General features: G+C 29.9%; 1 protein-coding gene. It reads right to left on the bottom strand.

Translation table 11 applies throughout. The features are described 5' to 3' along the window. Positions 1–190: 190 nt before the first annotated feature. A complete protein-coding gene (locus ETC00_RS19355; RefSeq protein ID WP_171567685.1) occupies positions 191–763 on the bottom strand; it encodes a hypothetical protein in 573 nt (190 codons plus the stop codon). Positions 764–925: the final 162 nt, after the last annotated feature.

Raw genomic sequence — 925 nt, 5'->3', positions numbered from 1 at the left:
ATTTAATTGTTCCACCGATTTTTCATAGTCACCTTCTCGTAGAATAGAATTGTAAATTAGACTTAACTTGTCGACAAGTTCTTTACTATAATTTAGCATATTTATTCATCTCCCTTCATTTTATTTGTTTATCATATTTTTATAATATATAAATATAAAAAAATAACGTAGGATAGAACCCACGTTATTTTTATGAAATTTTTCGTTTAGAAGGTTGAACCCATCTACCTCCTTCAAACATATTTTTGTTTAGCAGATTATTCACAATAGACGAGTCTGTTTTATTTTCTATTTTAGTTCCAACCCCTTCTTTATTTTCTTTACCTTCTTTTTGTGCTTTATTTTCTTTTTCTTTCTCAAATTGAGAAATTAAGAAAGGTTCAGCTTCACTCTCCTTCTGTTTATTATTTTCAAAATTGTATAAAATTAGAGGTTCAGGATCTTCTTCCTTAGATTCGTCGGATTTTGAAACCTCCTCTTTAACTTCTTCATTAGATTCTAAGGTCTCGTCAACCTTTTTAACTTCTTCATATGTTTCTAAAGGAGTTTCTATTAATTTTTCTAACTCTTCCTCAACCTCCTCGTCTTTTTCAATTTTGATTCCTAATTGTTCTTGGAACTCTTCGAGCTCCTTATCAATATCTGCGTCAATAACAATTTTTTCTTCAGCAACATCGTTAAACTCAACCACTTTAGGTTTCTTAGCCTTCTTTTCTGTTTCTGAAGTCTTCTTTTCTTTTTTATCTTTCTTTTCTTTAGCCATTTTGAACAACCTCCTCAATTAGTTCGTAATAATATTGTACAGATTTATCTTTTCTATCATCTACTAACGTAGACGGTAAATTGTTGAAAGCTACTGAAGAAGCAAACCTGATGCTTCTTGGTATTATAGTATTTAGTAGAGGAATATTTGTTTGTCTACTGA

The sequence above is a fragment of the Brevibacillus sp. MCWH genome, from assembly GCF_013096935.1.
Lineage (GTDB): Bacteria > Bacillota > Bacilli > Brevibacillales > Brevibacillaceae > Brevibacillus > Brevibacillus aydinogluensis.
This window is presented reverse-complemented; position numbering and strand designations above follow the sequence as displayed.

Bases quoted from the DNA above. Each gene is read 5' to 3' on its own strand.
- ETC00_RS19355 (WP_171567685.1), bottom strand. From the start codon at position 763: ATGGCTAAAGAAAAGAAAGATAAAAAAGAAAAGAAGACTTCAGAAACA.